Raw genomic sequence first — 24,777 nt, 5'->3', positions numbered from 1 at the left:
TCAATGGCCGGCATCACACCGGCCGGCTCTCAGGCGATGGCGCCGTCGGTATAGGGGTCAGCCTTGCCCACGCGCGCACCGTCGGTGTACGGGTCGAAGCTGCGCGACGGTTGGGCCGACACGCCGCTGCGGTCCAGGCCCGCTACCGTGCGGGCACCGTCGGTGTAGGGATCAGCCTTGCCCACGCGGGCACCATCGGTGTACGGGTCGAAGCTGCGCGACGGTTGGGCCGACACGCCGCTGCGGTCCAGGCCCGCTACCGTGCGGGCACCGTCGGTGTACGGGTCGACGCTGCGCGACGGTTGGGCCGAGACACCGCTGCGATCCAGGCCGGCTACCGTGCGGGCACCGTCGGTGTAGGGATCAGCCTTGCCAACGCGGGCACCATCGGTGTAGGGATCGGCCTTGCCAGCGCGTGCGCCTTCGGTGAACGGATCAAACTTGCCGGTGCGGGCGCCTTCCGTGAAGGTGTCGAACTTGCCGGTGCGGAAGGTGTAGCCGTACTTGTCGCCGGTGAAGGTGCTGTCCTGCACGCTGGCCGCTTGCGCAACACCGCTCGCGAGCGCGGCGGCAAGGGTGGCGGCGGTAATCAGGGTCTTGGTGATCTTGGTCATGATGGGCTCCAGGGTGCGATGTTTCGGGATCGCGTCAATTCGGTATCAGTGGCTGTGGCAGATCGCTCTTTCGATCCCGCATCTACTAGTAGATAGATACTCAGTCTCGAAAAAATGACCGCCTCCGGTCATGCAATGGGACCGCCACGTTTTCGCCTTGTCTTGCTTGTTGCCGGCGGTGCAGCGCTTCCATGAGTCAAATACTATCTACTACTAGGTAGAGAGTCAAGGAAAAACATTTCTATCGGCCCGATAGCCTATGCCTTTCTTGGCTCTATCTCATTGTTTTAAAAGCGCTTATCACCGATCCCACAGCGTCGGCAGGCTGTCAATAAAAAAGCCGCCATGCAGCTTGCGCCACATGACGGCTTCAGACGCGCCACTGATATGCGCGAAAACTTTAGCCGGCGACGGCGGCCATCAGCGTGTCCGCCGCGGCCTCAACCCGGTCAGACGTCCCGAACAGGCGCGCCGCAATCAGCCCGCTCTGCAGCGAGCCAAACACCACCTGCGCAAGCCGCGCCGGCGGCACCGGGAACGGCGTGCTGCGCTGCGGCTGCGCGCGCTCCAGCAGGCCGGCCAGCCATTGTTCGTTCATCAGGAAGAAGCCCTGCAACAGCTTGTGCACGGACTCCGGCAGGCACAGTGTCTCGGTCGACAACATGCCGCACAGGCAGATCTGGTCCGAGCCGCAGCTGGCGCGAAACGGCGCCAGGTAGATGGCCGCCTGCTCGGTAACCGGCAGGCTGGTGTCGATGGAGCGGATGCGCTCGGACAGGCGGGCGCTGTATTCCTTCACCGCCTCCAGGACCAGGTCCTCTTTGGCCGGGAAGTAATAATGGATGCTGGAGGTCTTGACCCCCACCAGTTCCGCCAGGTCGCGGTAGCTGAAGCCGTTGAAGCCGCGGCGGCGGATCAGGACGAGGGTGTGCTCGAGCAGTTGCTCGCGTACTGATTGCGTTTTCATGAAAGCAGTGTATCTACGCGAAGATAGGCGCTCAAGTTGAAATGCCCCGGGGCTGGGGTAATTCCCTAGCCCAGGGGCATCCGCGGCATGTGCTTTAGCCAGGCAGGACCTGCGCGGCGAAGGTGATCATCGAGCCACTCGTCACGCAAAGCACCAGCCATCCGCCAAGCAGCAGGATACTGTCACGCAAACTCATGATGAACTCCATCGGACGGCAGTCAGCGTGACCGCCGCCGTAAAGTTGTTGGCCGCCGACCTTAAGGCCGGCAGCAATCAGGCCAGGGCGCCGTCGGTGTAGGGGTCAGCCTTGCCGACGCGCGCGCCGTCCGTGTACGGGTCGAAGCTGCGGGCCGGCCCGGCCGACACGCCACTACGGTCCAGGCCAGCCACGGTGCGGTAGCCGTCCGTGTAGGGATCGGTCTTGCCGACGCGGGCGCCGTCGGTGTACGGATCAAACTTGCCGACGCGGGCGCCTTCCGTGAACGGGTCGAACTTGCCGGTGCGGGCACCTTCCGTGAAGGTGTCGAACTTGCCGGCGCGGTAGCTATAGCCGTACTTGTCGCCAGCCGAGGTGTTGTCTTGCACGCTGGCGGCTTGCGCCACGCCACCTGCCAGTGCGGCGGCAAGGGTGGCGGCGGCGATCAGGGTCTTGGCGAACTTTGCATTCATGATGGGCTCCTGGGTGCGATGTTTCCGGATCGCGTCAATTCGGTATCAGTGGCTGTGGCAGGGTCACTCTTTCGAGCCGCATCTACCAGTAGATAGATGCCAGGTGCTAAAAAAATGACCGTGCCGGTCTTGCGATGGATCGCCACTTTTCCGCCCGTTCTTGCTTGCTTCCGGCGGTGCAGCGGTGCCATGGACTGAATGCTATCTACTACTAGGTAGATAGTCAAGGCAAAAGTTTTCTATCGGGTCGATAGCCGCCTGCCGACGCTACACGATAGGGACGCAAATCCACTTGAGGCACGCATGCGAATGAACTTTTCTTCACCCGGACACCGATGGCCTGCTAGCCTGAAGGGAACGCCCTCCCCGAAACATCGCCATGCCTGAAGGCCCCCGCCCCGCTCAGCCGGCATCCCGCCACCGCTGGCTCGCCACCGCCGCGGCACTCGCCGTGGCCGCGGGTGTTGCGCGGCATCTACTGTTTCGTGCGGTGGAACGCAAAGCCTTTGTCACGCCGACGGATGAAACAAAGGATGCGGCAGCACCCGACATTTCAGCCCTGACGGTGCGCCATGCCACGTTCGCCAGCGGCAGTCGCATCCTGCACGCCGCCTTCATGCCGGCCGCGGACCCCGAAGCGCCGGCGCTGATGGTGTGCCACGGCGACAATGAGAGCCTGCCCGACTGGGCCCCGGTCCAGGCCATGCTGGCCGGCGCGGGCATCGCCTCCTACGTCTTCGACTACAGCGGCTACGGCCGCAGCAGCGGGCGGCCAAGCGTGCGCCGCCTGCGCGAGGATGCGCTGGCCGCCTACCGGCAATTCCTGGCAACCACGCCGCAGGCAAGACGGCGCGTGGTGCTGGGGCATTCGCTGGGATCGGGCATCCTGCTGGAGGTGGCGCAGCGCTTCGATCCGCAGCCCGATGGCTATGTCATTGCGGCGGGCTTCAGTTCGGCGCGCCTGGCCGCGGTGCAGACCGGGCGCATCCCCGCATGGGCCGCGTGGCTGCTGCCGGATCCGTGGAACAACGCCGCGCGTGCCAGCCGGCTGGAGCGGCCGCTGCTGGTGGTGCACAGCCGAGACGACGCGGTGATCGTCCCACCCCACGCGGAACGCGTGGCCCGTGCGGCCAGGCATCTGCATGCGCTGGTGATGCTGGAAGCCATGCCGCATGACGCAGCCATCCTGCCGGAACATATCGATGCATTCTGGCCGCCGATCCTGCGCTTTGTGCGCGCGCAGGACGGCGATGCCGTGCAGGCACTGTTGGCAGGAAACGACGCGAAATATGAAGGCGATCCACCTGGAAACACGGATCAGGCAGGCACACCGGGCAGTCGCACAGGCACGTTGGCGACAGCAAGCGGCAAGCCCGGGCAGTAGGGTCGCGGGACGGCCGGACCCTGGCCGGACAATCTACCGCAGACGTCCGCCACCGGCAATCATCCTTGTGGGCGAGGCGCCACGGCGAGGTGCCTGAGAGACTTTCTGCCGGATTCTTGTCTATATTGGACCCCATGGCACGAGCATCGCAATTTCGCCATTGACAGCACTGGAGGTACTGCCATGCGTAGGCTTGCAAACCTGTTCAGTCCGCCGACCCCGGAGAAAATCGCCGAGAGGGAACTGCAAGACATGAGGCTGACGCTGTTCCAGGCCGAAAGACGCTTGCTCGAAGCGCAGATGCAGGTGGCCTACTACCGCGACATGGTGGCTTTCCTGGAAGACGTTGCGGCCAAGGGCGTGGAAGACGTGGTCGACAAGCGTCGCGCCACGCCGCCTGCCGTGCCGGAGCTGCCGGCACGCACGCCCGGCCTCACCACGGTCCCGATCGTTCCGTCCGCGGCCTGACGCAGCCGGGGCTGGCCCCGACCTGTGCGATACTCGCGCTGCCTGGCGCCCGTGCGGCGCGCAGGCGCACTATCCACAGGAACCAGCCCCATGAGCGAACTGCTGCCCGCGATCGAATTCGAAACCGCGCCCAATCCCGCCAGCGCCGTCATCTGGATGCATGGGCTGGGCGCCGACGGCAGCGATTTCGCCCCGGTCGTGCCTGAGCTGCGCCTGCCCGCATCGCCCGGCGTGCGCTTTATCTTCCCGCACGCGCCGGCTATCCCCGTGACCTGCAACGGCGGTTATGTCATGCCGGCCTGGTATGACATTTATTCCCTCGATGAAGCCGGCCGACGCGCCGATGAAGCCGGCATCCGTGCCTCATGCGAAGCCATTCGCGCACTGATTGCGCGCGAAAACGCCCGTGGCATCCCCACGCACCGCATCGTGCTGGCAGGCTTCTCGCAAGGTGGCGCGATTGCCTACACGGCCGGACTGAGCCATGCCGAGACCCTGGCCGGCGTCGTCGCGCTGTCCACCTACATCCCTGCGCCGGCAGCGCTGGCGGCCGAGGCCAACGCCGCCAACGCCACCACGCCCGTGTTTGCCGCCCATGGCACGCAGGATGACGTGGTGCCGCTGCAGCTGGGCGTCGCCGCCCGCGATTTCGTGCAGGCGCGGCAGCACCCGGTGACGTGGCACACCTATCCGATGGGCCATTCGGTCTGCCTGGAAGAGATCGCCGCCATCGGCACATGGCTGGCAGCGCGCTTTGCGCAGGCAGCCACCGCGCAGTCCTGATCCGCTCCCTGACAAGATGATTGCCGGCCGCTGCGCCGCGCATCACACCACGCCGCAAGCATGACTCTCGCCCCACTGTCCAGGATCGATTTCAATACCCGCAAGGCACTGCTGTTCGCGCTGGCCGCCGAACGGCTGTCGGCCTACTACGAACACCGCCAATGGATGACCGACGCCCAGGGTGCGACGCTGGCCGGCGAATGGCTGTCGCGCTCGAAACTGCAGTTGCCGCTGTCCGAGCGGCGCCTGTTGTCGGAACTGAGCGACCAGTTCGCACGCCAGCTGGCTGAGACCCTGTCACGCGAGGCCGGCCTGTATGCCGCGCACGAGATGATGGAAGCCCTCGATCCCAACTACCAGTCTGCATTTGCCTACGACATGCTGGAAGAATGCGAGCGGCTGCTGCATGAAAACGGCGTGACGGAATAGCGGGCGGGACGGCGGGCGGCGTTTGCAAAGATTGACAGTTGCATTGCGCGCGGGCGCGTAAACTTCGCGCACTGATGACGCCCCCCTCCCGCCTACCATGGAACGCAAGCACTGCCTGGCCTGGATCGCGCTGAGCATGATCGCAGCAGCCTTGCTGACACTGCTGTGCCTGATCCTGAATGACCACGCCGAGACCCAGGCCGCCAAAAGGGTCGAGCAAATGGCCGTCCGGGTGAAGCCCGCGGGCGCAGGCCTGATCCAGACCCACGCTGCGCAACAGCCGGAGCGGCTGTCGCAGGCCCTGGGCGCGCGGCGCTGAGCCGCATCGGGTGCGCCCCGGCCCGTAACTTCAGAACGACGACCAGTGGTTAAGAAGAACAACAGCACGGGCCGGAGCGCGGGCTTGAGTGTAGGCGCGGTGCCCACCGACGACTGCAAAGAATTGATAAGAGCGCCGTAGCAGCTACGCAACTGCCGGCGCAAGGCCTGCACCGCCACAAACGCCGCGCAGCAGCGCGTCATAGGCCGTCACATTGGCGGTATTGCGGATGCTCACCCCATCCAGCAACGCCTGGCACGCCTGCTCGTATTCCTCCAGCCGCGCATCGTGCTGCCGCACCGCCTCGCGCAGGGCCCTGGCCCCATCCTGGGCATCGAAGGACGCGTACTGGTAGCCAAAGCCTGACAGGAGGTCCGAGTTGTGGACCAGCGGATAGCGGCCATAGGCGGCATCGTAGTAGAGATAGTTAAGCCCGTTTTCCCACTGGTGCGTGACGACGATGTCGGTGAAGCGCGCAAGAAAATACGGCGTGCTGTAGCGCGCCTCGAACGAGGCCTTGCCCGCCTGCACGATATCCAGCCCGAGCGCAAACCGCTCAAAGGCTTCATGCCGCTTCAGGTCGATGGCATTGGTGACAAAGATGTCGCCAATGCCGGACGGATCCTGCCGATAGGCCGCCTCGCATACCAGCATCGGATAGTGCGCGGTCTTCACGACATTGATATTGGGCTCGAAGATCGCAATGCGCTTGTCCTGCGCGCCCGGCGCATAGCCGAAGCGCAGCCCGGACGGCAGTTCTCCGATCAGCTTGTCGATAAAGAATGAATCCCAGATATGCGGCACGATGCGGACCTGGCATCGGTAGACGGTCTCGAAAAAACTGCGGCAAGTGCGCGCATGCTGTGGATTGGTCCAGATTTCATCGATGCGCATGCCGTTGAAGATGCCGGTGCCGTGCTTGCCGGCGACGAGCCGCTCGATCTCCATCACATAGTCGTTGCCGACCCGATAAGCGATCACGCGCGCGCCCTGGGCGCGTGCCCGGATCTCTATTTGAATGTATTAAACGGTAATCAACATGTCCTGCCCAAAGAATTAATACACCGTTTTAGCGCACTCACGGTTGGCATTTCTTCCTGCCGACAAGCGACCGTTTCAAATAAGTCCGAAAACCAAAACAATTCCACTAAGTCCCTGTTGATTATCACCGCAGCCCCGCCACATTCGCGAAATCAGGACCGAGAATCGGAAAACCTGCGCATGAGAACGTTCATGTCTTCCGATAGATGCAGGCAGAGGGAGGCTGCTTGTCGCCTTCCATTGCAGGCATGGCGTGGCCCGGTTGGAAGACGTGTTGGCGAGCGCTGCCCGCGCAGCAGGCAGCGCATGGGGAAAGTGAGCGCAGGAGACCCGCGCAGGGCTGCCTAGACCGCTGGCGTGGCCGGCCACACCGCGCCGGTCAGCGCGGCCAGCGCGCTGTATGACGTGGCCAGGTGATAGGGCGAAGTCGACGGCATCTCCGCGCGCACCACCTCTCCCGAGCGCGCCACGCATTCATGCCAGCCTTTTTCCTGCAGGAAGCGGCTGCGGAACTGCTGCGTCCAGGCTTCCAGCGCCGCCATCGACTCCGGCGCGCCATGCACGGCGAGCGCGCGCGCGTACTCGGTCTGCGCCCAGATGCGCTGGGTATCGTCCAGCATGGAGCCATCGGCGTTCAGTGCCGCGCTGACGCCCTGCGTCGACGGCACCACGCCGTGCCGCTGCGCAAAGGCAAAGGCCTGGCGCAGCGTCTCGGCCAGCGGCAGGTCGCCGAACAATGCCGGCCTGCCGCCCACCAGCGAGAACCACTCGAACTGGTGGCCCGGCTCGATGCGGTTGCCGGCGCTGCCTTGCGGCAGCTCGGCAATGCAGCCGCTGGCCGGATCGACAAAGCGCTCATGCACGGCCATCGCGATCTCGCGCAGGCGTTCGGCATACCACTCGTCCCCGGTCGCATCCAGCGCGGCCAGGTAGGCCTCGGTCAGGTGCATGATGGGGTTCTGCAGCACGCCGGCGCCCTTGGGCCGGAAATGCTCGGTGAGCGCGGCCTGGTACAGGCCCCCGCCGTCCGCGAAGCGGTCCTCGACGATGTCGACGGTTTCATCGAGCACATCGAGCGCGTCAGGGTTGCCGCGTCGCGCGTGGTAAGTGGCGCAGGCAAAGATCACGAAGGCATGGGTGTAGAGGTCGCGCGTGGCATCGAGCGGCGTGCCGCCCGGGTCGACGCTGTAGATCCACGCGCCCCCGCCATTGCCGAAGTAGGCCTGCAGCGAGCCGAAGAGCGTATCCGCATGCGCATGGTTGCCGGCCAGCGAGAACACATAGAGCTGGCGGGCGCACGCCATGGCGCGATAGCGGGCCGGCGGCAGCGGCGCGGCACTAGCGCCGTCGAGTGCCTCGTAGGGCAACAGCAGGTCGGCATTCCAGCCACTGGCGGTCCACAGCGGCAGCACGGTGGCATCGTAATGTGCCGTCAGGGCGGCGACCCGTTGGATGAGCTCAGGCGAGATGGGCATGATCTGGCGACGAAGTACGGGCGCGGCGGAGGCCGCAAAGGCCGTATCTTGCCATGCCGCGGCCGAAAGACAGTCATGGCATTTGCGGCGTCCAGTTGCTAGCATCAATGGCGCCCCCCCGCGAATGGGAGAAACCCATGTCGACTTTGCCCCTCACGCTGACTGACGATCACCGCACATTGGTGCTTCACGTCCTGGAAGATGCACCCGGCCAGTTCACCTGGCGCATCGTCATGGAAGAACGCTGTGGCGCCGCCGACGAGGATTGCACTGTCGCAGCGCCATCCACCTACGGCTCCCGTGCAGAGGCCGAGGCCGCCTGCTGGGCCGCCGGCAACGGCATACTGAACGGTCCGCGCGCCGCAGGCGAACTGCGCGCCACCTGAAGCGTCCGCGGCGTCGCGCAATACTTGCACTACGTGCCCCGTGTCCTAGTCTGGAAGCGTGGCAGTGGCAACGCGGGGTATGCATTTACCCGCGGTTTTCCGTTCCGGCCACGCCCGGGCAACGTATGCTGCCCGGGGCGCTTCCTGCCACCTGCCTGTCATATTCCTGGCCTTAACTGACCTGGTCGCCATGCCGCCCCTAGAAACGGGCACGGTGGACAAGGCCGCAGGAGCATGCAATGGATAAGCCGGTCGTCACGCCCCAGCGCTTCGTTGAACTGATGAACGAGCGCCTCGCCAAGCATCCCCTGTTCCGCGAGGGAATGCGCGTCTATGCCATCCCGCAGCACACCGACCATCCGCGCAGCCTGGTCTGCGTGGGGCCGCGCGGCACCGAATGCGTATGCGCCACCATTGAAAACATCGTGCGGGGTGAATGTGAGGTGTTCCCCGACATCGATCAGGACTGGCACCGCCCGCCCAAGCCCGGCACCCCCGCCGAGATGCGGGCGCGCTGAGTTGCCCCGCGCGCCCGACGCCTATGCCCAGCGGATGGCATGACCAGAACGTGACGTACCGCGGCCACCGCATCCATGTCGCGGCGCTGCGCTATGGCGGCCAGCATGACGGGTGGTGGACGCTGCGCGCGGAGATCTGGCATCACGGCAACAAGCTGGCTCTGCCCTGCCCGGCCGCGCAGACGCGCTTTGGCTGCGCCACCGACGCCACGCGCGCGGGCGTTGCCTGGGGGCGCGAGGCCATCGACACGCACATCGCCGGCCAGCACGATGCCGAAGACGCGGCGCTGCACTAGTGCCGCTGCTGTTCGTCAAACGTCGATCGCCGAATCCGACTTCACCTTGCGGCGCAGTTCGAACTTCTGGATCTTGCCGGTCGAGGTCTTGGGCAGCGGCCCGAAGTAGACCGCCTTGGGCACCTTGAAGCCCGCCAGCAGCGTGCGGCAATGCGCGATCAGTTCTTCCGCGCTGACGCTGGCGCCGTCTTTCAGTTCGACAAACGCGCATGGGGTCTCGCCCCATTTGGCATCGGGCTGCGCCACCACCGCGGCGGCCAGCACCGCGGGATGCCGGTAGAGCGCGTCTTCCACCTCCACGCTGGAGATGTTCTCGCCGCCGGAAATAATGATGTCCTTGCTGCGGTCCTTGATCTTGATATAGCCGTCGGGCATGCACACGCCCAGGTCGCCGGTATGGAACCAGCCGCCGGCAAAGGCCTCGCGCGTGGCCTTCTCGTTCTTGAGGTAGCCCTTCATGCAGATATTGCCGCGGAACATGATCTCGCCGATGGTCTCGCCATCGGCCGGCACCGGCTGCATGGAATCGGGATCGAGCACCGCCACCTGCGACTGCAGGTGATAGCGCACGCCCTGGCGCGCCTTCTTGACCGCGCGGTCCTGCTCGGACAGCGTGCTCCAGTCATCCTGCTCGGCGCAGACCGCGGCCGGGCCGTAGACCTCGGTCAGGCCATAGACATGGGTCAGCTCGAACCCCATCGCCTCCATCTGCGCCAGCACCGCGGCCGGCGGCGGTGCGCCGGCCACCATGCCGCGCACCGGGCCGCGCACGCCCTCGCGCCACGCGGCGGGCGCATTGACCAGCGCGGTATGCACGATCGGCGCGGCGCAGTAGTGCGTCACGCCCTCTGCTCGCATCAGGTCGAACACCAGCCTGGGCTCGAACTTGCGCAGGCACACGTTGACGCCCGCGCGCGCCGCAACGGTCCACGGGAAGCACCAGCCATTGCAGTGGAACATCGGCAGGGTCCACAGGTAGACCGGGTGCTTGGGCAAATCCCACTCAAGGATATTGGACACGGCATTGATGGCCGCGCCGCGGTGGTGGTAGACCACGCCCTTGGGGTCGCCGGTGGTGCCAGAGGTGTAGTTCAGCGCGATGGCCTCCCACTCGTCGGCCGGCATGTGCCACGCGTAGTCCGGGTCGCCCGAGGCGAGGAAGGCTTCGTAATCGGTGTCGCCGAACGGCGCCTCTTGCGGGCCCAGCACGTCATGCACGGCGATGACCTTCAGGCCGGGGATCTCCAGCGCCATCTGGCGCGCGAGGTCGGCAAACTCGGTATCGGCCAGCAGCACGCGGGCCTCGCCATGGCGCAGCATGAAGACCAGGTTGGCGGCGTCGAGGCGGATATTCAGCGCATTGAGCACGGCACCCGCCATCGGCACGCCAAAATGCGCCTCCACCATGGCCGGCGTATTGGGCAGCAGCGCGGCCACGGTATCGCCCTTGCCGATGCCGGCCCGCGCCAGCGCGCTGGCCAGGCGCCGTGCGCGCACATAGGTGTCGCGCCAGTTCTGGCGCAGCGGGCCGTGCACGATGGCCAGGCGCTCGCCGTACACCTCGGCGGCGCGGACCAGGAAGTCGATGGGCGTAAGCGGCACGAAGTTGGCCGCGTTGCGGGCCAGGCCGCTGTCGAAATCGGTGGGCATTGCTTGTGTCTCCGCGTATCTGCGGCGTTGGCGGCGGGGCCGCGCAACAGGCCGCGTGATGCTGTCAATGCGCTGCATGGCTGCAGCGATGTCCGGGGCAAGGTGACCATTGTCCGCGCCATCCGGCGCTGTCACTTTTTCTGGCACAAGGCTATCATCGCACACGCTGGCGCACTGTCGCCCAGACGACAAACCTGCCGCAAACCCGCGCCAGGCAAGGCTTACACGATTCTTACAGGGACCCGGCCCGAGCCGCGCGTCCATGCCATGAGCGAACCTGCAGACCCGATTTCCGCCCCTGCCGCAGTCCTTGCCGGCCATGCCTGGTTCGGCGCACTGGCGCCGGAACACCAGGCGCTGGCCGCGCGCGAAACGCTGCTGCAGTCCTTTGCCGCGGGCGCCTTCATCGCCCGGCGCGGCGAGCCGTCGCGCCACTGGATCGGGGTGGACAGCGGCCTGATCAAGCTGGCGGTGTACACCCCAGACGGGCGAGGCTGCACCTTCTCAGGCGTGCCCGCGGGCGGCTGGTGCGGCGAAGGCAGCGTGATCAAGCGCGAAGACCGCCGCTATGACGTGATCGCGATCCGCGACTCGCAGGTGCTGCTGGTGCCAGAGCCGGTGTTCAACATGCTGCTGGCGCAGAGCCTGCCGTTCGCCAGCTTTGTCGTGCGCCAGCTCAACGAGCGCATGGGCCAGTTCATCGCCACCGTGCAGAACGACCGCCTGCTGGGCGCCGATGCGCGCGTGGCGCAGGCCATCGCGCAGCTGTTCCACCCGGACCTGTATCCGCGCACCAGCCCCGTGCTGGAGCTGTCGCAGGAAGAGATCGGCCTGCTGACCGGGCTGTCGCGCCAACGGGTCAACCAGGCGCTGCGCCGGCTGGCCGATGCCGGTATGGTCCACCTGTCCTACCAGAGCATCCGCGTGACCGACCTGCCCCGGCTGCGCCACTTCGGGCTGTCCGAGCTGTAACGCCGCCGTCACCGGGCGCTTGAACGATCGAACGGACGATGTCCGCGGCCTTGCGCGGCCCGTGGAATCCTGCGACAGTTACCGGCCGCACCCCCGCTCAGCTTCCGGGATGTCTTCCGCATGCCGCTTGTCAGCCGTCACCACGTCCGCTTTGCCCGCCTGCGCTTTCCCTTTGCCGTGCATGTACAAGCCCTGCACGGCACGGCGAGCCTGCGCGACGCCAATGCGCGGCGCGAGGTGCGGCCCGGCGACCCGTTCGTGGTCCACGCCTTTGCCCACTTCGACTGCGACTTGCCCGGCACGTGGCAGCACCCCTGCGCCATCGTCCTGACCGCCGTCCCGGACAGTGAATGCCCCCGCCTGGCCGGCAAGCCCGGCGACAGGCCCTGGTCGCGCCGCTTCGCCGGCCTGGTCTTTTCCCGCCCCGATACCGACTGGAATGTCGAGCGACTGGCCGCGCAATGGCAGGTGCCGGCACGCCAGGTGCGCGCCCGGCTCTTCGCCGAAGGCGAGGCCCTGCACCCGCTGCTGCGCGAGCAACGCGCCGCCCATGCCCTGCACGCGCTGGCCGCCGCCGGCCCGGTGTGCTCGCTGGACGTGCTGGCGGCGCATGCCGGCCTGCGTTCCGGCAGCGCGCTGACGCGCAGCTGGCAGAACTGGTTCGGCATCGATGCGGTGCGCCTGGTGGAAGATTGCCGGCCTGGCAGCCGCATCACAGTGCCTGCCCCCACCTGGCCCGGCCTTGTGCCGACAGCTGCCTGACGCAGCGGCTTCCGCGTCACGCGGCGGGGAATTTGAGCCACCCTGCAGTGGGAATGGTCTTGGCTATGAACTCGACGACGGACGGGCGGACACCTGGAAGGTGAACACCCCGCTCGACGGCCTGCGCTACCGCGCCCCGCCCCCCTACAACAGCGGCGGCAGCCAAACCACCAGCATGTCGATCGGCAGCACGGGCCTGAATGTGGCGATCGGCGTGAATACGGCTCGCCGCTTCTTCAGCATCTCGGTCAACCGTCCGTAACTCCGCTGCCAGTCGTCAATCCGGACAGCCAAGTCCGGACAGCGATTCAAGCCGGTGCCGCCCTGCGGCGCCGGCTTTTTTCATTCCCGCTCCGACCGCAGGCAAAAAAATACCCACCGCCGGGTGGTAGTGGGTAAGGAAAAGCGGTGTGGGCACGTCGCGGAACTGCCCACGCCTCGAATCTTCGCACCGCCACTCCGCGCGGCAAATAATCTTTCCGGACTAGTCGCACGCACGCACTTTGTGCATGGACAAGCGCCCGGGATTCTTGTCCAATGGCTTTCGCCCGCTGCCCGCCCCTCGCCCATGTCCCAGGCCCGACTGCTGCTGATCGACGACCATACCTTGTTCCGCACCGGCCTGCGCCTGGTGCTGGCCGACAGCCCCAGCGTGGCGCATATCATCGAGGCCGGCTCGGTGATGCAGGCGGTGCAGGACCATGGCGGGGCGGCCGTGGACATCCTGCTGCTCGACATCCAGATGCCGGGGCTGAACGGCATCGAAGGCGTCAAGGTGCTACGCCGGCATTTCTCCAGCGCACGCATCCTGATCGTGTCAGGCACATCGGGCCTGGAGATTATCCCGGCCGAGGTGCGGCGCGACATCGCGGGCTTCCTGCCCAAGTCCGCCGATGCCCGCGAGATCGAGGAAGCGATCGCCTGTTGCCTGGCAGGCGGCACGCATTTTTCCGGCGATGCCGATGCCGGCATCCAACCGCCACCGGCGCCCTATGCCGTCAGCGCGCTGACGCCGCGCCAGCTGGAGGTGCTGCACCAGCTCACGCTCGGCCGCTCGAACAAGGTCATTGCCTACCATATGGGCCTGTCCGAAAACACCGTGCGCGTCCATGTCGCGGCCATCCTCAGTCATCTTGGCGTGGTCAGCCGCCTGGAAGCCATCCTTGAAGCCCAACGCCGCGGCCTGGTGCAGGCGGCGCGGTGATGGCGGACCAGGCGGCATCGTCACGCATGCGGCTGCCGTGGCTGCCCCGCTACGACGAGCCGCGGTTGCTGGCCGCGCAGATGACCCTGATCGACCAGAGCTTCAGCAGTGCCATGCTGGGCTGCTCGCTGGCGGCCTTTATCCTGGCGACGGGCCTGACCCTGACCGGCAACCGGCCCGGCGCCCTGCCCTGGGCGTGCGCGATGGCCCTGGCCTGCGCGATTGCGTACTTCGGCCGGCTGCGGCTGCCGGGACGGCTGTCCGAAGCCGGCGCGGGGCGCTATGCGCGCGGCATGACCGCGATGCTGACGCTGATCGGCGCGCTGTGGGGCCTGGTGGCATGGCTATACCTGGACGTGCGCCAGCCAGCGGTGGTGATCTGCGTGTTGTCGCTGATCGCCGGCATGAGCGCGGCGGCACTGGCCGTGTTCTCGGCATGCCTGCCGGTGGCAATCGGTTTCTTCCTGCCTGCGATCGTGCCGGTCTGGATCGCATTCCTTGCCACCGGCGATATCGAGTACCTGCCGATGTTTCTCGGCACGCCGCTGTACCTGTGCGTGCTGCTGGTCTTTGCCCGCAACTACGCGCGCGTGGCGCGGCACGCAATTGCGCTGCGCTTCGAGAACGTGGAGCTGATCTCGCAGTTGCGCGAGCAGACTGCGCGCGCCGAGGCCGCACAGCATGCGGCCGAAGACGCCAGCCGGGCCAAGTCAGTGTTCCTGGCCTCCGCCAGCCATGACCTGCGCCAGCCGCTACATGCAATGGGACTGTTCCTGGTATCGCTCGGGCGCACCGGGCTGGATGAACGCCAGCGCCAGCTGGTGGCGCATATTGAAGCCTCTTCCGGCGCGGCGCGCGAGATGCTGAACTCGCTGCTGGATTTCTCCAAGCTGGAGGCCGGCGTGATCACGCCCCGGGCGCGCGCCTTCCGCCTGCAGCCGCTGCTGCACAAGCTGGAAAACGAGTTCGCGCCACAGGCCGACGCACGCGGGCTGGTGTACCGCACGCGCGATACCACCGCCATGCTCTACGGCGACCCCACGCTGGTCGAACTGGTGCTGCGCAACCTGATCGCCAATGCCATCCGCTATAGCCGGCAAGGCGGCGTGCTGGTGGCCTGCCGCATGCGCCGGCTGCACGCCGTGGTCGAGGTATGGGACACCGGCATCGGCATACCCGCCGCGCAGCACCGTGACATCTTTCGGGAATTCCACCAACTCGGCAATCCGGAGCGCGACCAGCGCAAGGGGCTGGGCCTGGGGCTTGCCATTGTCGACGGCCTGGCGCGCACCATGCGCACGCGCGTGACGCTGGGCTCACGGCCCGGGCGCGGCTCGGTGTTCCGCTTCAACATGCCGCTGGCATGGGGCACGCCGGAAGAAGCGCCACGCCCGCCGGCGCCGCACGGCCTGGACGGGCTGCGCGTGCTGGTGATCGACGACGACGCCGCCATCCGCACCGCCATGTCCGAACTGCTGGCAGCGTGGCAATGCGAGTGCCGCACGGCCGAATCCGAGGAAGAAGCGCTCGCGCTGCTGTCAGCCTTCACCCCGGCGCTGATCCTGGCGGACTACCGCCTGCGCGGCCACCGTACCGGCCAGGAAGCGCTGGACGCGATCCGCCAGCGGCTGGGCCGACACGTGCCAGCGATCATCATCACGGGGGATACGGCGGCAGACCGGCTGCGCACCGCGCACGCATCCGGCACCGCGCTGCTGCACAAACCGGTGGTACCGCAGGAATTGCAGGCAGCGATCGATACGCTGCTGCGCGACCCCGCGGCGCAGGGCGAAGGCAACCCCGACCGTCAGACGGCGGCCGTGGCAAGGTAAGCAGCACCCCCGCTCAGCCGGGGGCCGGTGGCGTCAGCCGCCAGAGTGCAGCGGGGACAGCGAATAGGCGAGCACCAGCCCCGCAACGATCGCCGGGGAACCCAGCCGGATCGCCGTGCTGCGGGACAGCACGCCCAGATACACATACAAACACACCAGCACCATCGCAGTCACATACAGCAGGCTGTCATAGACTTGCATGGATGTCTCCCTTGCCATTGTTCTTATTGCTTTACTTCGGTGGGCTGCCGACGGGGCGTGATGCGGGGTCTTGCGGGAATGCGTGGGGGGCGCTCCGTCGCCAGCATGCTATGGCTGTCTGTTGAAATGATAGTCACCACTTCGACGGAGCGTGGCAATCATGGAAATCCCTTTGCGGCACTGCACCAGTCATGACGCAGCGCCGCAAAGCAATGTCTTGATACAAGGGATTCGGGCGTGCGCAAGGCGCGCACCGCGCTGGTCTCAATCCGCGGGCAGCATCTCGGGATTCCACGCGATTTCCCACAGATGCCCGTCGGGATCCTGGAAATAGCCGGCGTACCCGCCCCAGAACGTATCCTGCGCCGGCTTGACCACGCTGGCGCCCGCCGCCAGCGCCTGGGCCATCACCGCATCCACTTCCGCCTTGTCGCCGACGTTATGCGCCAGCGAGAAATCCGTCTGCGCGCGCGGCGTCACCGGCAGTCCGGTGTCATGCGCAAGACTGGTGCGCGGCCAGACTGCCAGCTTCAATCCGGCCTGCAAGTCGAAGAAGGCCACGGCGCCGTGCTCGAACTGCTCGCCGACGATGCCTGCGGTGGGCAGGCCCAGGCCGTCGCGATAAAAGCGCACCGCACGCTGCAGGTCATCGACTCCCAGCGTGATCAGCGTAATCCGGGGTTTCATGGCGGGGATCCTCCGGTTTCGACCGGCAGCCTAGCGCTGCCCGAAAGCCGCATCGGCGAACAGGTCCTTCAGTTCGCGCGGCTGCGACCGCCAGTATTGCTTCGGCGCCTGCACGCTTGCGCCGAGCCGCGCGGCCGCATGCCAGGGCCAGCGTGGGTCATACAGCATGGCGCGGGCCAGCGACACCGCGTCGGCTTCATGGTTGGCGATAATGGCCTCGGCCTGCTCCGGCTCCGTGATCAGGCCCACCGCAATCGTCGGCAGGCCGACCTCGGCCTTCACGCGCTGCGCATAGGGCACCTGGTAGCCGGGCCCGAGCTTGATCGCCTGCTGTGGCGACACGCCGCCGGTGGTCACGTGGATCGCCGCGCAGCCGCGTGCATTGAGAGCCTTCGACAACGCCACCGTTCCTTCGATATCCCATCCGCCCGGCACCCAGTCGGTTGCGGAAATACGCATCCACACCGGACGCTCAGCCGGGAACACCTCACGCACCGCGTCGAATACCTCGATCGGGAACCGCATGCGGTTTTCCAGGCTGCCGCCGTATTCATCGTCACGATGGTTGGCCAGCGGCGACAGAAACTGGTGCAGCAGGTAGCCGTGCGCGGCATGGATCTCAATCCCATCCAGCCCCAGCCGCGCCGCACGCCTTGCCGCCGCGACAAAGTCATCGCGCACCTTGTCCATGCCTGCACGATCCAGCGCGACAGGCGCGACTTCTTCCGCGCCATGCGGTACCGCTGAAGGCGCCACCGCATGCCAGCCACCGGGCGCATCCGGCGCGATCTGCTGCCCGCCATCCCACGGCGCCTGGCTCGACGCCTTGCGGCCGGCGTGCCCCAGCTGGATCGCAATGGCGATCGGCGAATGCGCGCGCATCGCCTTGACCACGCGGCCAAGCGCCGCCTCGTTTTCGTCGGAATACAGGCCCAGGTCCTGCGGCGTGATGCGCCCCTCGGGCGAGACTGCCGTGGCTTCCACGATCAGCATGCCGGCGCCGGACAGCGCGAGCGACCCGAGGTGGATCATGTGCCAGTCGCCCGCATTGCCGTCCTGCGCGGAATACTGGCACATCGGGGCGATGATGATGCGGTTGGCGAGGGTGAGATCGCCGATGGCGAGCGGTTCGAACAGAAGGCTCATGCGTGCTGCTCCATGCAGGGATCGGACAGGAAGTATCGATTCTAGGCCGGCGCCGGAATTGCTGCCGGCCCGGCCACGCCGCTACGCCGCCGCCAACGGATCGCGCGCTGCCAGCCGCAGCCAGCTCGCGATCGCGGCCAGCCCGGCGAAGCCCGCGCCCAGCGCCAGGGCCAACCCCGGCCCGTGGTCGCCTGCGATGCCAAAGCACAGCGCCACCAGCGCCGCACCGCTGGCCTGCCCCAGCAGCCGCGCCGTGGCCACCACGCCGCTGGCGCCGCCGCTGCGCTCGCGCGGGGCGCTCGTCATCAACGCCTTGAGGTTGGGCGACTGGAAGAAGCCGAAACCCGCGCCGCAGATGCACATGCGGATGCCGATATCGAGCGCGCTGGGGTCGGCCGGCAGCATGGCCAGCGACAACATGCCGGCGCTGAGCACCGCCAGCCCCACGCCGCCGAGCACGGCCGGCGGATAGCGGTCAGACAGCCGTCCGGCAAGCGGCCCGATCAGCGCCACCACGACGGACCATGGGGTCAGCAGGAAACCGGTCTCGACCTGCCCGCGCCCGAGCACGTGCTGGAAGTAGAACGGCAGCGAGACGAAGGCCAGACCCTGCGCGGCGAAGGAGCACACCGCGGTCAGCGTCGACAGCGCGAACATGGGCCGCCGGAACAGGTCCACCGGCAGCATCGGTGCCGGATGGCCGCGCTCGCGCCACAGCAGCAGGCCGAACGTCACCGCGAAGATGCCCGCCGCGGCCAGCGACAGATGCAGCGGCGCGCGCTGCGCGCCTTCGCCCAGCGCAAGGACCAGCGCGGCAAAGGCAACAACGCTGAGCCCCGCCGCGACGCGGTCGAAGCCGTGCGTGCTGCGCGGCGTCTGCGGCAGCGAACCGCGCCCGATCGCCAGCGCCAGCAGGCCGATCGGCAGGTTAACGGCAAACAGCCACGGCCACGTGCCGAACGAGAGGATCACCGAGGCCACCGTGGGGCCCACCGCGAACGACACGCCTACCACCAGTGCATTGAACCCCAGCCCACGCCCGAGCCGGTGCGTGGGGAAGAGCGCGCTGATCAGCGCCGTGTTGACGCTCATGATGGCCGCCGCGCCAATGCCCTGCAGCACCCGCGCCGCCGCCAGTGTCGGCAGCGACCACGCCAGCGCGCACACCACGGAGGCGGCGGTGAACAGCACCACGCCGCCAAGGTAGATGCGCCGGTGGCCCAGCACGCCGCCCAGCGCGGCGAACGGCAGCAGCGTCGACACCATCGCCAGCTGGTAGGCATTGATCACCCACACCGACGCCGCCGGCGTGGCGCGCAGGTCTGCCGCGATCGACGGCAGCGCCGTGTTGGCGATCGCGGTATCCAGGGTGGCAAGGGCGACGGCGATGAGGATGGCGGCCATGCCGCGGCGCTCGCGCGAAGTCATGGCGGCGTCCGCGGTCGAGGCGGATTGGAGGGGGGCTGTGCTGGTCAATGTCTTTACCGGTTGCCGCCATGCCGGGACTGGTGGTGCAAGGGCTGCACACAAGGCATGGTGATCGTCAGGTCAAGACGATACGGGAAAACCCTTCAACGTGCTGAAGACGCGTTCATATGTGTGTACATTATCGCCCCCTGCCCGGCCAATGACACTGAGCACTGGCCGGTGCCACGCTCCCGGAGTTACTGCACCGACAGCCCGCCATCCACGCCGATGCTCTGCCCGTGGATAAAGCGCCCGGCCGGTGCCGCCAGCAGAACGGCAAGACCCGCGACATCGCTGGCCTCGCCGATGCGCCGCATCGGCACGCCGGCAGCCAGCCGCGCCTCGCGCTCCGGATCGCCCCACAGCGCGTCGCGGGAGAACTCGGTGCGCACCGGGCCGGGATTGATCGCGTTGACGTTGATGCCGGACGGCCCCAGCTCCAGCGCCAGGCTGCGTGCCGCCTGGTCGATGGCGGCCTTGGTCACGCTGTACATCCCCAGGAAGGCAGAGCCACGCTTGGCGGCAATGCTCGACATGAAGATGATGGAGCCGTCGCGGCGATCGATCATCTGCGGCGCCAGGGCGTTCACCAGCACCAGGTTGCCGCGCACATTGCCCGCCATGGCAGCATCGAACACCTCGGGTCCCTGGCTCAGCATCGACCCGGGCTGGCCGCTCGCGGCTGCATTGAGCACCAGTGCATCGACACGCCCATACGCGGCCAGCGCCTGCTCCGCGAAGGCGCGCACGCTGTCAACGTCGGCGATATCGCAGGCGATGCCGGTGGCGCGGATGCCCTCGGCCTCCAGCTGGCTGGCGGCGTCGCGCGCCGCGCCCGCATCGCGCCCGGACACCACCACGGCGGCGCCGGCCGCGCCAAGCGCGCGCGCCATTTCCAGGCCCATGCCGCGGGTGGAGCCGGTGATGACGGCAACGCGGCCGCCAAGGTCGAATAGGTTCTGCATGACTGATCACTCCTGTGAGGATTGGGAGCCGGCGCCTGGACAGCGCATCGGCACAAAAGCGGCGAAAGGGATACTGCAAATAGATGACGCCTGTCATCTATTGAATAAAGTATGATCATCATCTAAACTCCGGTCAAGGTAGAAATTCCGAAGAGGTCTTCAGATGGCACGCGCATCACGCGAACAAACCGACAAGAACCGCGAGGCGATCGAACAGGCGTCGTCGCGCCTGTTCCGCGAACGCGGCCTGAATGGCGTCAGCGTGGCCGAGTTGATGGCGGACGCCGGCCTGACCCATGGCGGCTTCTATGGCCACTTCGCCTCCAAGGACGCGCTGGCCGCGCAGGCCTGCAAGCGCGCGTTTGAAGAATCGACCGCCCGCTGGGAACGCCGCCTGGCCCGCGCCGATGGCGACCGCAAGGCCATGCTGGCCAACCTGGTAGAGCCTTACCTGACCGCCGCGCATTGCGCCAACCCGGGCGTGGGCTGTGCCGCCGCGGCGCTGGCCGTGGACGTGGCCCGCGAACCCGCCGACAAGCCCGTGCGCCAGGCCTACGTGGAAGGCTTGCGCCTGATGGTGGACGACATGGCGCAGACCGTTGAATCCGATGACCCGCAGGTGCGCCACGATGAAGCGCTGGTGCGCATGGCGCTGCTGGTCGGCGCCCTCACGCTGGCGCGTGCCACCGACGGCGATCCGCTCTCCGACGAGATGCTAAGCGCCGTGCGGAGCCGCCTGCTGGGCAGCACCGCTTAAACCCCGTTCTCCCGAAGCCTGAAACACCCCCGCCGCCGTCAGACACGGCGGGGATGGCTTCGCTTTGCCCTTTGCCAACGCCTCCCAGACCCTGACAACGAGACCCCCATGTTCGCGCAAGCCCTTTCCAGCCGGCTCGACCGGCGCGGCATCCACTACGCGTGGCTGGTCGCCGCCCTGACCTTCCTGGTAATACTCACCACCTCGGCCGCGCTTGGCCTGCCCGGTGCCTTCCTGAAGCCGCTGACCAGGGAGATGGGCTGGAACACCGACCAGATCTCATCGATCCTGGCCTTCCGCTTTGCGCTGTTCGGGCTGATGGCGCCGTTCTCGGCCCTGCTGATGGATCGCTTCGGCGTGCGCAACGTGGTCTGCGCCGCGCTGGCGCTGATTGCCGGCGGCATGGCGCTGGCCACCGTGTCGACCGAGTTGTGGCAGCTCTTTGTCGCCTGGGGTCTGATGCTGGGCGTTGGCTCCGGGCTGACCGCACTGGTGCTGGCGGCCGTGATCGCCAACCGCTGGTTCAGCGCGCGGCGCGGGCTGGTGATCGGCATCCTGACGGCCGGCGCGGCGACGGGGCAACTGGCCTTCCTGCCGGTGGCAGCCTGGCTGATCGAGCATATGGGCTGGCGCGTGGCCGTGCTGCCGGTGCTGGCTGCCTGCGCGGCGCTGGCGCTGCTGGTATTCGGCCTGATGCGCAACCGGCCCGCCGACGTCGGCCTGGCTGCGTTCGGCGAAGTCCCGGCCCATCCAGCCACGCCGCCCGCCGCGCAACCCGTCACGCCCTTCACGCTGCGCGGGCCTTTCCGGGTGCTGCGCGATGCCGCCCGCACCCAGACCTTCTGGGTACTGGCCGGCACCTTCTTCATCTGCGGGCTGAGCACCAACGGGCTGATCCAAACCCACTTCATTGCACTGTGCGGCGACTTCGGCATGGGCCCGGTGCCGGCCGCCTCGGCGCTGGCGATGATGGGTGCGTTCGATTTCGTCGGCACCATCCTGTCGGGTTGGCTGTCGGACCGCTACGACAGTCGCAAGCTGCTGTTCTGGTACTACGCGCTGCGCGGCCTGTCGCTGTTCTGGCTGCCGCATTCGACTTTCACGCTGTACGGCCTGTCGATCTTTGCGATGTTCTACGGCCTGGACTGGATCGCCACCGTGCCGCCCACGATCAAGCTGGCGGCCACTGCTTTCGGGCGCGAACGCGCGCCGATGGTGTTCGGCTGGATCTTCGCGGCCCACCAGATCGGCGCGGCCGTGGCGGCATTCGGCGCGGGGCTGAGCCGTACGCTGCTGCTGACCTATACGCCGGCGCTGTATGCGGCCGGTGCGGCTTGCATGGTGGCGGCGTTGCTGGCGCTGATGGTCAGCCGGACACGCGCGGCGGCGGCAATCGAGGCAGCGCGGGCGTAGCCTGCGCTGCCCCGGTGCCAGCCTCAGCAGCCCTTCGCGTAAGCTACGAACGAATACAGGCTCGGCGGCCGCTGGTCGCGCGACACGACATTGATGCACAGCGCCGAGGCCGCTACCGGGCCGGGCAGCAACAGGAAGCGGTTTTGCCCGATGTCGCTGCCGCTGGCGACCACCTGCCACTGCCCGTTGGCATTGGCCTCCACGGTGAAGCTGCTGGTCCAAGCGGAAAAGCGCGGGTTCCGGCCCCTTCAGCCTTTGCCCTTGCTCCTGGTCGCGGCGGCTTTCCCCTGCGAGCGCCCGACGGTCCGTTTTGGCACCGCCTCCGGCTTCGCCGCCTGGGCCGACTTCATGAAGTTGCTTTCGCTGGTGGTCACGCCCACGATCCGGGCGAGCTGCCGGCTTACGCTGATGTAGGCGTGGCCCATGCGGGCATCGAAATACAACGCATCGCCGCGCGCCAGGCGCAGCTTCTCGCCGTTGTCGAACTGTATTTCGATCTCGCCGCTGAGCACATAGACAAACTCCTCGCCGGGATGGCGCGAGAAGTCACCGGGGCCCTCGATGCGGCGCGCATGCACGGTGCCGACCACCGGGCTCATCTGCTTGCCGACGGCCTCTGCGCCAAGAAATTCATAGGTCAGCGACGATCCCCGGTAGGTCACGCCCGCGCCGGCCCGGGTCACGACAGGCCCCTGGAACGGTGACGTCTTCGTGCCGGCACCCGCGAACATCGAGCCCATGTCCATCTGCAGCGCCTGGCCCAGCGCAGCAAAATTCTCGTAGCCCAGCGCCAGTTGCCCGCGCTCCGCACGCGAGATGGTGGTGATCGAGACGCCCGACAGTTCGGCGAGGTGCGCCAGCGTCCAGCCGAAGGCCTTGCGCGCCGAGCGCAGGCGCTTGCCAAAGGTTTCGCGGTCGAGCGTGCGCGACTCGTCGTCATCGGTCCCGATGCCGCTGCCGCGCCCCTGGGCGGTGTGTGGTTTCAAGCCTGCATCCTTTTTTCCATTGGACGGAATGCTAACAGAGCAGACCGCGCCAAGGCTCATCCCCTGGCGCCCACCTTAACGCAAGATTTGCGTATCCGCAATTTGCATATACGCAAATTCTTACCTACACTCACTCCCATTCCGAATGCACGAGCGCCTCGCAGGCGCTCTCATGCCACCTGATCCATGCGCCCGACTCACGCTGCCTCACCGATTCCAGCCGACTTTCTCATCATTGGAGGCGGCATTGCCGGTGCTTCCGTCGCGTACTGGCTCGCGCCCCATGGCCGCGTCATCCTGCTCGAACGCGAAGCCCAGCCTGGCTACCACTCGACCGGCCGCTCGGCGGCGTTGTTCATGGAAAGCTACGGCACCACGCAGGTCCGCGCGCTGACGATGGCAAGCCGCGCCTTCCTGCAGGATCCGCCGCCGGGTTTTGCCTCGCACCCGCTGCTCACGCCGCGCGGCGCGCTGATGGTCGCCGGCCCCGGGCAACAGCATTTGCTTGACGCGCACTGGGACGTGGTGCGCGCCGTCGATCCCGACGCCCGCCTGCTGAGTGCCGCGCAAGCGTGCGAGCGCGTACCGGCGCTGCGCGCCGAGCAACTGGCCGGCGGCGTTTATGAGCCCGGCGCCGCAGACATGGATGTAGACGCGATCCACCAGGGCTACCTGCGCGGCATGCGCCAGGCCGGCGGCAAGCTGGTGTGCGATGCCGAAGTCACGGCCATGGCACGCGTGCAGGACCGCTGGCGCGTGGATGCTGGCGGGGCGGTATATGCGGCACCGGTGGTACTCAACGCCGCCGGCGCCTGGGCCGACGTCATCGCACGGCTGGCCGGCGTGCAACCGCTGGGGATTGAACCCCGCCGCCGCTCTGCCTTCGTCTTCGCGCCGCCCGTGGAGATGGACACCAGCGGCTGGCCCATGGTCTTCGGTGCCGACGAGGACTGGTACATCAAGCCCGATGCCGGCATGTTGCTGGGCTCCCCGGCCAATGCCGATCCGGTCGAGCCACAGGACGTCCAGCCCGAGGAAATGGATATCGCGCTCGCCATCGACCGCATCGAGACCGCGACCTCGCTCAGGATCCGCCGCCCTGCGCGCACCTGGGCCGGGCTGCGCTCTTTCGTCGCCGACGGCGACCTGGTGGGCGGGTTCGACGACGCCGTGCCGGGCTTCTTCTGGGTGGCGGGCCAGGGCGGCTACGGCATCCAGACCTCGGCGGCCATGGGCGAGACCTGTGCCGCGCTGGCGCGCGGCCTGCCGGTGCCGGCGCATCCCGCTTCGTTCGGCCTGAGCGCCGAGATGCTCGGGCCGGCGCGCCTGGCCCGCCTGGCCGCTTCGGCCTGAATCGCGTCTTCCCCCAACCGCTAGTCCCCGACT

Annotated in this window: 29 protein-coding genes; 16 read left to right on the top strand and 13 right to left on the bottom strand. The window is 67.2% G+C overall.

Features of this window, described 5'->3' with window-relative positions; translation table 11 throughout:
* Positions 1 to 29: 29 nt before the first annotated feature.
* The 3 genes from KB879_RS10565 to KB879_RS10555 form a co-directional block, all read right to left on the bottom strand.
* On the bottom strand, positions 30 to 614 hold the full coding sequence (locus tag KB879_RS10565; protein ID WP_211981240.1) for a copper resistance protein CopQ: 585 nt from the start codon (positions 612 to 614) through the stop codon (positions 30 to 32).
* A 400-nt stretch (positions 615 to 1,014) separates the two neighbouring features.
* On the bottom strand, positions 1,015 to 1,581 hold the full coding sequence (locus KB879_RS10560; RefSeq protein ID WP_211981239.1) for a TetR/AcrR family transcriptional regulator: 567 nt from the start codon (positions 1,579 to 1,581) through the stop codon (positions 1,015 to 1,017).
* 273 nt (positions 1,582 to 1,854) lie between these two features.
* Entirely contained in the window at positions 1,855 to 2,250 is a 396-nt protein-coding gene (locus KB879_RS10555) for a hypothetical protein (protein WP_013952787.1), read from the bottom strand.
* 379 nt (positions 2,251 to 2,629) lie between these two features.
* Between KB879_RS10555 and KB879_RS10550 the strand changes: the two genes are divergently transcribed.
* The 5 genes from KB879_RS10550 to KB879_RS10530 all read left to right on the top strand — a co-directional run bounded on the left by KB879_RS10550 (position 2,630) and on the right by KB879_RS10530 (position 5,633).
* Complete coding sequence (locus KB879_RS10550; RefSeq protein ID WP_211981238.1) at positions 2,630 to 3,634, top strand: alpha/beta hydrolase; 1,005 nt, start codon at positions 2,630 to 2,632, stop codon at positions 3,632 to 3,634.
* A 183-nt stretch (positions 3,635 to 3,817) separates the two neighbouring features.
* Positions 3,818 to 4,102 carry a hypothetical protein gene (locus KB879_RS10545; protein ID WP_026201383.1) on the top strand — a complete coding sequence of 95 codons (285 nt, stop codon included), beginning with the start codon at positions 3,818 to 3,820 and terminating at the stop codon, positions 4,100 to 4,102.
* A 90-nt stretch (positions 4,103 to 4,192) separates the two neighbouring features.
* Positions 4,193 to 4,885, top strand: coding sequence for an alpha/beta hydrolase (locus KB879_RS10540; RefSeq protein ID WP_211981236.1), 693 nt, complete (start codon positions 4,193 to 4,195; stop codon positions 4,883 to 4,885).
* Positions 4,886 to 4,945: 60 nt separating this feature from the next.
* The gene (locus KB879_RS10535; RefSeq protein WP_211981233.1) at positions 4,946 to 5,314 is read left to right on the top strand and encodes a hypothetical protein; all 369 of its coding nucleotides are present in this window, start codon (positions 4,946 to 4,948) and stop codon (positions 5,312 to 5,314) included.
* Between the two features lie 97 nt (positions 5,315 to 5,411).
* On the top strand, positions 5,412 to 5,633 hold the full coding sequence (locus tag KB879_RS10530) for a hypothetical protein (protein ID WP_211981231.1): 222 nt from the start codon (positions 5,412 to 5,414) through the stop codon (positions 5,631 to 5,633).
* A 144-nt stretch (positions 5,634 to 5,777) separates the two neighbouring features.
* Here the strand turns inward: KB879_RS10530 and KB879_RS10525 are convergent, their stop codons facing one another.
* Together KB879_RS10525 and KB879_RS10520 are read right to left on the bottom strand one after the other, a co-directional pair.
* Positions 5,778 to 6,641, bottom strand: coding sequence for a DUF2827 family protein (locus KB879_RS10525; protein ID WP_256449326.1), 864 nt, complete (start codon positions 6,639 to 6,641; stop codon positions 5,778 to 5,780).
* A 377-nt stretch (positions 6,642 to 7,018) separates the two neighbouring features.
* Positions 7,019 to 8,149: an AGE family epimerase/isomerase gene (locus tag KB879_RS10520; protein WP_211981226.1), complete on the bottom strand. Its 1,131-nt coding sequence runs from the start codon at positions 8,147 to 8,149 to the stop codon at positions 7,019 to 7,021.
* 137 nt (positions 8,150 to 8,286) lie between these two features.
* Here KB879_RS10520 and KB879_RS10515 point away from each other — a divergent pair, with 137 nt between their 5' ends.
* The 3 genes from KB879_RS10515 (at position 8,287) to KB879_RS10505 (ending at position 9,349) form a co-directional block, all read left to right on the top strand.
* Positions 8,287 to 8,535, top strand: a complete 249-nt coding sequence (locus KB879_RS10515) for a hypothetical protein (RefSeq protein ID WP_013952780.1) — start codon at positions 8,287 to 8,289, stop codon at positions 8,533 to 8,535.
* Between the two features lie 239 nt (positions 8,536 to 8,774).
* Positions 8,775 to 9,053, top strand: a complete 279-nt coding sequence (locus tag KB879_RS10510) for a hypothetical protein (protein WP_013952779.1) — start codon at positions 8,775 to 8,777, stop codon at positions 9,051 to 9,053.
* 23 nt (positions 9,054 to 9,076) lie between these two features.
* Positions 9,077 to 9,349, top strand: a complete 273-nt coding sequence (locus tag KB879_RS10505) for a DUF6566 family protein (RefSeq protein WP_211981222.1) — start codon at positions 9,077 to 9,079, stop codon at positions 9,347 to 9,349.
* Between the two features lie 15 nt (positions 9,350 to 9,364).
* Here the strand turns inward: KB879_RS10505 and KB879_RS10500 are convergent, their stop codons facing one another.
* On the bottom strand, positions 9,365 to 10,999 hold the full coding sequence (locus KB879_RS10500) for an acyl-CoA synthetase (RefSeq protein ID WP_153953922.1): 1,635 nt from the start codon (positions 10,997 to 10,999) through the stop codon (positions 9,365 to 9,367).
* A gap of 267 nt (positions 11,000 to 11,266) precedes the next feature.
* Between KB879_RS10500 and KB879_RS10495 the strand changes: the two genes are divergently transcribed.
* From KB879_RS10495 to KB879_RS10475, 5 genes are all read left to right on the top strand, one after another.
* Entirely contained in the window at positions 11,267 to 11,971 is a 705-nt protein-coding gene (locus tag KB879_RS10495; RefSeq protein ID WP_013952776.1) for a Crp/Fnr family transcriptional regulator, read from the top strand.
* A 120-nt stretch (positions 11,972 to 12,091) separates the two neighbouring features.
* Positions 12,092 to 12,733 (top strand): AraC family transcriptional regulator, encoded by a 642-nt coding sequence (locus KB879_RS10490; protein WP_211981221.1) that lies wholly within the window; start codon positions 12,092 to 12,094, stop codon positions 12,731 to 12,733.
* A gap of 100 nt (positions 12,734 to 12,833) precedes the next feature.
* A complete protein-coding gene (locus KB879_RS10485) occupies positions 12,834 to 12,995 on the top strand; it encodes a hypothetical protein (RefSeq protein WP_211981220.1) in 162 nt (53 codons plus the stop codon).
* A gap of 306 nt (positions 12,996 to 13,301) precedes the next feature.
* Positions 13,302 to 13,937: a response regulator transcription factor gene (locus KB879_RS10480; protein ID WP_013952773.1), complete on the top strand. Its 636-nt coding sequence runs from the start codon at positions 13,302 to 13,304 to the stop codon at positions 13,935 to 13,937.
* Positions 13,937 to 15,769, top strand: a complete 1,833-nt coding sequence (locus KB879_RS10475) for a hybrid sensor histidine kinase/response regulator (protein ID WP_153953924.1) — start codon at positions 13,937 to 13,939, stop codon at positions 15,767 to 15,769. Before KB879_RS10480 ends, KB879_RS10475 begins: the two co-directional genes overlap by 1 nt.
* Before the next feature lie 33 nt (positions 15,770 to 15,802).
* On the opposite strand, the gene KB879_RS10470 is transcribed toward KB879_RS10475, so the two are convergent.
* The 5 genes from KB879_RS10470 to KB879_RS10450 form a co-directional block, all read right to left on the bottom strand.
* Entirely contained in the window at positions 15,803 to 15,970 is a 168-nt protein-coding gene (locus KB879_RS10470; RefSeq protein ID WP_010812488.1) for a hypothetical protein, read from the bottom strand.
* Between the two features lie 264 nt (positions 15,971 to 16,234).
* Entirely contained in the window at positions 16,235 to 16,657 is a 423-nt protein-coding gene (locus KB879_RS10465) for a VOC family protein (RefSeq protein ID WP_013952771.1), read from the bottom strand.
* A gap of 30 nt (positions 16,658 to 16,687) precedes the next feature.
* Positions 16,688 to 17,803 (bottom strand): NADH:flavin oxidoreductase/NADH oxidase, encoded by a 1,116-nt coding sequence (locus tag KB879_RS10460; protein ID WP_013952770.1) that lies wholly within the window; start codon positions 17,801 to 17,803, stop codon positions 16,688 to 16,690.
* An 81-nt stretch (positions 17,804 to 17,884) separates the two neighbouring features.
* Positions 17,885 to 19,231 (bottom strand): MFS transporter, encoded by a 1,347-nt coding sequence (locus KB879_RS10455; protein ID WP_153953925.1) that lies wholly within the window; start codon positions 19,229 to 19,231, stop codon positions 17,885 to 17,887.
* Between the two features lie 236 nt (positions 19,232 to 19,467).
* Positions 19,468 to 20,235 carry an SDR family NAD(P)-dependent oxidoreductase gene (locus KB879_RS10450; RefSeq protein WP_013952768.1) on the bottom strand — a complete coding sequence of 256 codons (768 nt, stop codon included), beginning with the start codon at positions 20,233 to 20,235 and terminating at the stop codon, positions 19,468 to 19,470.
* Positions 20,236 to 20,398: 163 nt separating this feature from the next.
* On the opposite strand from KB879_RS10450, the gene KB879_RS10445 reads away from it, so the two are divergent.
* Positions 20,399 to 20,992: a TetR/AcrR family transcriptional regulator gene (locus KB879_RS10445; protein ID WP_013952767.1), complete on the top strand. Its 594-nt coding sequence runs from the start codon at positions 20,399 to 20,401 to the stop codon at positions 20,990 to 20,992.
* Between the two features lie 108 nt (positions 20,993 to 21,100).
* Entirely contained in the window at positions 21,101 to 22,405 is a 1,305-nt protein-coding gene (locus KB879_RS10440; protein ID WP_013952766.1) for an MFS transporter, read from the top strand.
* 23 nt (positions 22,406 to 22,428) lie between these two features.
* On the opposite strand, the gene KB879_RS10435 is transcribed toward KB879_RS10440, so the two are convergent.
* The gene (locus KB879_RS10435) at positions 22,429 to 22,608 is read right to left on the bottom strand and encodes a hypothetical protein (RefSeq protein WP_013952765.1); all 180 of its coding nucleotides are present in this window, start codon (positions 22,606 to 22,608) and stop codon (positions 22,429 to 22,431) included.
* Between the two features lie 45 nt (positions 22,609 to 22,653).
* Positions 22,654 to 23,391 (bottom strand): helix-turn-helix domain-containing protein, encoded by a 738-nt coding sequence (locus KB879_RS10430; RefSeq protein ID WP_041228613.1) that lies wholly within the window; start codon positions 23,389 to 23,391, stop codon positions 22,654 to 22,656.
* Positions 23,392 to 23,577: 186 nt separating this feature from the next.
* On the opposite strand from KB879_RS10430, the gene KB879_RS10425 reads away from it, so the two are divergent.
* A complete protein-coding gene (locus KB879_RS10425; protein WP_013952763.1) occupies positions 23,578 to 24,744 on the top strand; it encodes an FAD-binding oxidoreductase in 1,167 nt (388 codons plus the stop codon).
* Positions 24,745 to 24,777 lie beyond the last annotated feature (33 nt).

This window comes from Cupriavidus sp. KK10 (assembly GCF_018223725.1).
GTDB lineage: Bacteria > Pseudomonadota > Gammaproteobacteria > Burkholderiales > Burkholderiaceae > Cupriavidus > Cupriavidus necator.
This window is presented reverse-complemented; position numbering and strand designations above follow the sequence as displayed.